We start from the raw sequence: 6496 nt of genomic DNA, 5'->3' as shown, positions 1-6496 counted from the left end.
CCTCCCGGTCGGTGGTGGCATCGTCCGCGAAGCGACGGTCACCGGTCGCGTCGGGCACGTACTTCACACAGACAACGATCCTCAAGCTCACGGCCTGCTCTCCTGTTACTGGTCCGATCCGGCGGCTGCGGCGGCTGCCCGCGCGTCACTGAGCGATCCTCGCTCCGCACGACGGGGCCCGCGGCCCGAGCGGCGCGCGAAGGTGCCCTCCGGGACTCCCCGGCAGCATACTCACGAGTAGTCCAACCGTCACTACTCGCCAGTAGCTTACGCTGCCCGCGACCCCGGCCCGGCACCACGCCGCCGCCTCCGGCCCATCCTGCCCCAGCCCGACCCGGCTGCCACCTGACTCCACACCAGATCCCCTGTGAGATTGACCGCGCGCCGGGCCCGCGGACCCCCGCGACCGGCTCAGACCGCCTCGCCCAGCGCCGCGATCACGTCCGCCTTCCGCGGCTGCCCCGCCGCCCGCCGCACCACCCGGCCGGACGCGTCCAGCACCAGCACCGTCGGCGTCCGCAGGACCTCCAGCCGCCGCACCAGCTCCAGGCTCGACTCGGCGTCCACCTCCACGTGCGCGACGCCCTCCACCATCCCCGCCACCTCGGCCAGCGTCCGCCGGGTCGCCCGGCACGGCTGGCAGAACGAGGTGGAGAACTGCACCAGCGTCGCCCGCTCCCCCAGCGGCGCCCCCAACTCCGCCCCGGTCAGCCGCACCGCACCGCCCTCGTCGCCCCGCACCCGCAGCCTCCCGTCCCGCACCTTGCGCACCGCTCCGAACAGGCCGGCCGCCGCCAGCACCACCCGGCACACGATCGGTCCGATCCCCCGCCCAGTGTGGCAAACCCGCCCCCGGACCCGGAAGGCCCGCCCCGGCAGCACCGGCCCGTGACCACCCGCACCCCGTCGTCGACCCCCCGGCTGACCGGCCGCCGGGTGATCGACCCGTGCCGGGCCTGCACCACCCGCTGTCGCCGACCGCACGCCCCGACGTCCGGTCCCCCGTCAGCCCCCTCTACCTCCTGATCCCACGCGCCCGCCGAGAACCGGGAAGAGAGCAACCACACCAGGGGCATGCCCGTCTGCCGACAGTTCCCCGGGCCCCTGATCGCTCCCCTTCGCCCGCCCGGCCAGGGCCTGGCGTGACAGACCGTGCCCGTTCGGGGGATCATCTGGGGGAAACACCCGTGGCCGCCGCGGCGTGCCGCGCCCTCCCGGACCGGCCCCCACGCCCCGGGTACCGCCGGACCGGGCGCTTGGCCCGTGGGAAGTAGGGCTGACCGTGGCTGAGTTCGTGTACCCGCCGGTGATCCGCACCGCGCTGGCCGCCTTCAAGGCGCTGGACCTGCGGATCACCATCGTCGGCGCCGAGCACGTCCCCGCCACCGGCGGCGCCGTCCTGGTCAGCAACCACATCAGCTACCTGGACTTCATCTTCGCGGGCTTCGGCGCGTACCGGGTGGGCCGCCGCAAGACCCGCTTCATGGCCAAGGACGACGTGTTCAAGCACAAGGTCTCCGGCCCGCTGATGCGCGGCATGAAGCACATCCCGGTGGACCGCGCCGACGGCCAGCCCGCGTACGAGGCGGCGGTGAAGGCGCTGCGCGCGGGCGAGGTGGTCGGGGTGTTCCCGGAGGCGACCATCAGCCGCTCGTTCACGCTGAAGAAGTTCAAGACCGGCGCGGCCCGGATGGCGGCCGACTCCGGCACCCCGCTGCTGCCGGTGATCCTGTGGGGCACCCAGCAGTTGTGGACCAAGGGCCACCCGAAGACGCTGACCAAGCGCCACGTCCCGGTGACCATCATGATCGGCGAGCCGATCCACCTGGCCCCCACCGACAAGCCCGTCATGGTGACCCGCCGCCTGCGCGCCGCGATGACCGAGATGCTGGACCGCGCCCAGCGCGAGTACCCGGCCGAGCCGTCCGGCCCGGAGGACTCCTGGTGGCTGCCCGCGCACCTGGGCGGCACCGCGCCGACCCTGGAGCAGGCGGAGGCCGAGGACGAGGCCGAGGCGGAGCGCCGCTCCGCCCGCTGACCCCGTCCGCCGCCCCGGGCGCCGTCTCAACGCCGGGCGCCGTTTCTCTCATCCGATCCCCAGGGCACGCTCATCCGCCGTCCCTACGCTGCGCGGAACGGTAAAGGGATCGGAAAGGGACGGGAAACCCATGGCAGTCGAGCAGCAGCACCCCGGGCACGACCACGACGAGGGCCGGCGGGTGAGCCGGCGGCGCGCCCTGGCGGGCATCAGCAGCATCGGCCTCGGCGCGCTGCTGGCCGCCTGCTCCGGCTCCGGCGGCGGCTCGACCAGCGCGAGGACCACCACGGGCGCGGACGCCTCGATCTCCCCGCAGGCGTCCACCACCGAGGACCTGACGGGCCTGTTCGCGGACGCCAACACCTGCGGCCTGACCGCGCAGACCACCCAGGGCCCGTACTACTTCGACGCCGACAAGATCCGCAGCGACATCCGCGAGGACCGCGAGGGCGTCCGGCTGCGGCTGGCCATCCGAGTGCAGGACAGCGAGACCTGCACGGCGCTGCCGAACGCGGTGGTGGAGATCTGGCACTGCGACGCGTCCGGCATGTACTCGGGCGCCGAGCAGCTGTCCACCGGCGGCGGTGGCGGCACGGGCGGCGGTCCGGGCGGCGGTGGCGGCACCCCGCCGTCCGGCGCCCCGACCGGCGCCCCGCCCTCGGGCGGCCCGGACACGGGCAACGGCGGTGGCGGCGGCGCGAACGACGGCATGGCCGACCTGACCCCGCAGGACGACAAGCGCTACCTGCGCGGCGCCCAGGTGACCAACCAGGACGGCATCGTGGAGTTCACCACCGTCTGGCCGGGCTGGTACTCGGGCCGCACCGTGCACGTCCACGCGATGGTGCACATCGACAACGAACGCACCCTGACCACCCAGATGATGATGGACGAGTCGCTGAACACGGCGGTCTTCGCCAAGGCCCCGTACAGCACCCACACCGGCCGCGACACCTTCAACGACGGCGACGGCATCTACCGGCCGACCATGCTGCTGAAGGTCAGCGAGGACGGCGACGGCTACCTCGGCGTGATCACCTTCGCCGCCGACCCCGACAAGAACGGCAAGTGACCCCACCGCCCGCCGAGCCCCCGGCCCGCCGTTCGCGCGCCGGGGGCTCCGGCTCTCCGCCGGGGCCCGCTCAGCCGGCGAACCAGCCCGCCGCGTCCAGCCGGAAGCCGGACGGGCCGACCAACTCGGCCAGCCCGTCCTCCAGTTCGCGCAGGCGCCGCTCGCCGAGCACGGCCGCCCAGTGCGCCCGGATCCGGTCGAACCCGGCCGCCGACCTGGCCAGCACGTCCAGCCCGCGCGGCGTCAGCCGGACGACCTTGCGCCGGGCGTCCCCCGGGTCGTCCGCCCGCTCCGCGTAGCCGAGGGCCTCCAGCCGGTCCACGGTCTTGCCCGCGGCCTGCTTGGAGACCCCCAGCCGGCGTCCGAGTTCGCTCGCGGTGGCCCCGTCGAGACCGATCGCCTGCAGCGCGAAGCCGTGCGCGGGCCGCGCCTCCGGGTGGCCCCGCTCGGCCAGTTCGGCGTGCAACTCGTCGATGATCGTGCGGAATCCGGCGAACAGCAGCAGCGGCAGCTCGAAGCCGTCGCGGGCCGGTCCGGCAGGATCCGGAGCGCCCGGTTCCCCGTTGCGCGGATCGACAACCTGGTTTACGTTTTGGTCAACCACGTTGTCCATTCTAGGACGCGCCGCCGGAGCCCGCCCTCCCGGCCGCCCCGGCACGCCTCCGCCCGCCCCGAAAGGCCCACCCATGCCCGCGCGCACCCCGACCGCCCCCGTCGCCCCGACCACCGGCGCCCACTTCCCCGACCTCGACCCCGCCACCGCCCCGCCGGCCGCCCGCCGCCAGCTCGAACAGGTCACCCGCCACCTCGGCTACCTCCCCTCCGCCGCCGCCCGCCTCGCCCACGCACCCCAACTCCTCGACGGATTCCTCAAGTTGACCGCCATGTTCGACGCCACCGAACTGGAACCGGTGGTCCGCGAAACCGTCGTCCTCACCGTCGCCACCCGCAACGGCTGCCACCTCTGCGTCGCCATGCACACCGGCGTCCTCACCCGGCTCGCCGCCGACCCCGCCCTAATCGCCGCCCTGCGCGCCCAACAGCCGCTGCCCGACGCCACGTTGGAAGCCGTCCGAACCTTCGTCCACGCCGTCCTCGACCACACCGGCGCCGTCCCCGAACCCGAACTCGCCGCCTTCCTCGCCCACGGCTTCACCCCGCGCAACGCCCTGGAGATCGTCCTCGGCATCGGCGCCTACACCCTCTCCACCTTCGCCAACCGCCTCACCGACGCCCCGCTCGACCCCCAACTCGCCCCCTACGCCTGACCCTCCGCCCCCGGCCGGTACGCTCCCGCGGTCGGCCGGTACGCTCCCCCGGTGACCGACCGCGGCCCCGGCCTCCCCGCGCTGCGCCACCAACTGGTGGCCGCGGTCCTCGGCCTGGCCGCCCCCGGCCTCCAGGACGACGCCTTCGATCCCGCGCCGCTGCTCACCACCCTGTTCACCGAAGCCTGCGACGCCGACGACCCCGTCCCGTGGATCGGCCGCACCCTGCGCACCGGCGAGGAGGCCGCCCTCACCGCCGACCTCGGCGCCGCCCTGCGCACCCTCCGCACCACCCTCCCGCCCGACCCCCGGCCGACCGACCACCTGGCCTCCCCGGCCTGGCCCGCCGTCACCACCGCCGCCGCCCGCCTGGCCCGCGCCCTGGTCGCCAACGACCACCACGCCCGCTGACCCGCCGGCGCCCGCTCAGAACACCATCTCCACCCCCATCGCCCCCTCCCCCGCGTCCGCCGCCGCCCGCAGCACCCGCAACGGAGCCGCGAACAACTCCGCCACCTCCGCGGCCCCTTCACCGTCCCCTCCTCAGCGACCGGGCCCCGCGCCCTCGGCTCCCCCGTCCTCCGGCAGCACGAAATGGGGATTCTCGATCAACCCGACCACCGCCCCCGAGGGCTCCACCACCGTCCCGACCCGGATCCCGCCACCCACCTCCTGGACCTGCTCCCGCACCCCCGCCCCCGCCGCCACGAACCGCGCCAGCGCCACGTCGACGTCCCGCACACCCCAGTACGACACCGGCCCGACCGCCGGATCCGCGCCCGGGTCCAACCCCAACTCGTAGCCGCCCACGTTGAACCCCACGTAGAACGGCTCGTCGAAGTACGGCTCGACCCCCAGCACCGAGCTCCACCACGCCTTCGCCACCGCAAGATCCGGCGCAGGATGAATGACCGTCCGAAGACCGAGCAACACGCCGACTCCCCTCCCGTACCGACCCGCCGGACCCGACCGGTCGAAAGGCGAGCCTAGAAGATCCCGCCCCCGCCCACTCCCGGAACCCGCCACTCCGCCACCACCGGCCACTCACCCCAACTGCGGCACCACCTCCGCCGCCACCCACTCCATCGCCGGCACCAGGTGCTCCGCCGCCACCGGCAGCCACAGCGTGCAGTCCGTCAGCCCCGCCTCCGCCAATTCCCCCAGCTCCGCCACCACGCTCCCCGCACTCGCCACCGCCCCGCCCAACGGCCGCCCCGGAGCCTCCAGCGCCACCGGCACCCCCGGCGGCGTCAGGAAAACCGCCCCTGCCACCGCCAACCGCTCCAGGTCCGCCCCGCCCTCCACGCCCTCCACGCTCGCCGCCAACTCCCCGAGCCGACGCCGCACTTCCCGCACCTGCCCGGCATCCACCCCCGTCCCGTACCACCCGTCCCCGAACCGCAGCACCCGCCGCAACGCCGCCTCGCTGTGCCCGCCCACCCACACCGGCGGCCCACCCGCCGCCACCGGCGCCACCCCCGACCGGGCCCCCTCGAACTCCGTGAACCGCCCCGCGAACCCGGCCGGCCGCTCCCTCCACAACGCCCGCACCGCCCCCAAGTGGTCGTCCGTCCGCGCCCCCCGTTCCCGCACCGGCACCCCCACCGCGGCGAACTCCTCCGGGTTCCACCCCGTCCCCACCCCCAGCACCAGCCGCCCGCCCGACACCACGTCCAACGTCGCCACCTGGTTCGCCAGCACCACCGCCCGGTAGTACGGCACCACCAGCACCGACGTCAGCAACCGCACCCGCGAAGTCACCCCCGCCACCGCCCCCAACAGCACCAACGGATCCGCGTCCACCCCGAACCCGCTCTCCAGCACCCGGTTCCCGACCGCCACGTGATCGAACCCCAACTCCTCGGCCACCCCGCCGCCCGCAGCACCGCCCGCCCGTCCCCCACCGGCCACCCCGGCTGAAGCGACACACCCACCCGCAACCCGACCATCCGCCTCGCACCTCTTCCCGATCGTCCGCCCCAACCGCACGCGCACCACGACCAACACCCCCGCTCCCCCGCTTCTTCCGGTCCCGGAAATGCAGAAAGGGCCCCAGCCTGACGGCTGGAGCCCTTTCATGAATGATTGTTCGGCGGCGTCCTACTCTCCCACAGGGTC

At 74.5% G+C, this 6496-nt stretch carries 8 protein-coding genes and 1 pseudogene; 4 read left to right on the top strand and 5 right to left on the bottom strand.

Annotated elements, in window-relative coordinates; genetic code table 11:
• A pseudogene (locus ACWEO5_RS37710) lies at positions 1 to 91 on the bottom strand (electron transfer flavoprotein subunit beta); the annotation flags it as partial.
• 320 nt (positions 92 to 411) lie between these two features.
• Positions 412 to 816 (bottom strand): TlpA family protein disulfide reductase, encoded by a 405-nt coding sequence (locus tag ACWEO5_RS37705; RefSeq protein ID WP_452166591.1) that lies wholly within the window; start codon positions 814 to 816, stop codon positions 412 to 414.
• Positions 817 to 1282: 466 nt separating this feature from the next.
• Here ACWEO5_RS37705 and ACWEO5_RS37700 point away from each other — a divergent pair, with 466 nt between their 5' ends.
• Positions 1283 to 2038, top strand: coding sequence for a lysophospholipid acyltransferase family protein (locus tag ACWEO5_RS37700; RefSeq protein WP_344559583.1), 756 nt, complete (start codon positions 1283 to 1285; stop codon positions 2036 to 2038).
• Positions 2039 to 2168: 130 nt separating this feature from the next.
• Positions 2169 to 3110: a protocatechuate dioxygenase gene (locus tag ACWEO5_RS37695; RefSeq protein WP_452166590.1), complete on the top strand. Its 942-nt coding sequence runs from the start codon at positions 2169 to 2171 to the stop codon at positions 3108 to 3110.
• A 70-nt stretch (positions 3111 to 3180) separates the two neighbouring features.
• Here ACWEO5_RS37695 and ACWEO5_RS37690 read toward each other — a convergent pair whose 3' ends face one another.
• Positions 3181 to 3723: a MarR family winged helix-turn-helix transcriptional regulator gene (locus ACWEO5_RS37690; RefSeq protein WP_452166589.1), complete on the bottom strand. Its 543-nt coding sequence runs from the start codon at positions 3721 to 3723 to the stop codon at positions 3181 to 3183.
• A gap of 73 nt (positions 3724 to 3796) precedes the next feature.
• On the opposite strand from ACWEO5_RS37690, the gene ACWEO5_RS37685 reads away from it, so the two are divergent.
• Together ACWEO5_RS37685 and ACWEO5_RS37680 are read left to right on the top strand one after the other, a co-directional pair.
• Complete coding sequence (locus tag ACWEO5_RS37685; protein WP_452166588.1) at positions 3797 to 4378, top strand: carboxymuconolactone decarboxylase family protein; 582 nt, start codon at positions 3797 to 3799, stop codon at positions 4376 to 4378.
• Between the two features lie 51 nt (positions 4379 to 4429).
• On the top strand, positions 4430 to 4789 hold the full coding sequence (locus tag ACWEO5_RS37680) for an SCO4402 family protein (protein WP_452166587.1): 360 nt from the start codon (positions 4430 to 4432) through the stop codon (positions 4787 to 4789).
• Between the two features lie 132 nt (positions 4790 to 4921).
• Here ACWEO5_RS37680 and ACWEO5_RS37675 read toward each other — a convergent pair whose 3' ends face one another.
• Together ACWEO5_RS37675 and ACWEO5_RS37670 are read right to left on the bottom strand one after the other, a co-directional pair.
• Positions 4922 to 5263 (bottom strand): VOC family protein, encoded by a 342-nt coding sequence (locus ACWEO5_RS37675; protein WP_452166586.1) that lies wholly within the window; start codon positions 5261 to 5263, stop codon positions 4922 to 4924.
• Positions 5264 to 5422: 159 nt separating this feature from the next.
• Positions 5423 to 6235, bottom strand: a complete 813-nt coding sequence (locus ACWEO5_RS37670) for a TIGR03619 family F420-dependent LLM class oxidoreductase (protein WP_452166585.1) — start codon at positions 6233 to 6235, stop codon at positions 5423 to 5425.
• Positions 6236 to 6496: the final 261 nt, after the last annotated feature.

It is taken from the genome of Kitasatospora sp. NPDC004272 (genome assembly GCF_053603035.1).
The sequence above is the reverse complement of the archived record's forward strand: the minus strand, read 5'-3'. Positions and strand labels throughout refer to the sequence as shown.

Coding starts and splice junctions, on each gene's coding strand:
- ACWEO5_RS37695 (WP_452166590.1), top strand. CDS start 2,169: ATGGCAGTCGAGCAGCAGCACCCCGGGCACGACCACGACGAGGGCCGG.
- ACWEO5_RS37690 (WP_452166589.1), bottom strand. CDS start 3,723: ATGGACAACGTGGTTGACCAAAACGTAAACCAGGTTGTCGATCCGCGC.
- ACWEO5_RS37685 (WP_452166588.1), top strand. CDS start 3,797: ATGCCCGCGCGCACCCCGACCGCCCCCGTCGCCCCGACCACCGGCGCC.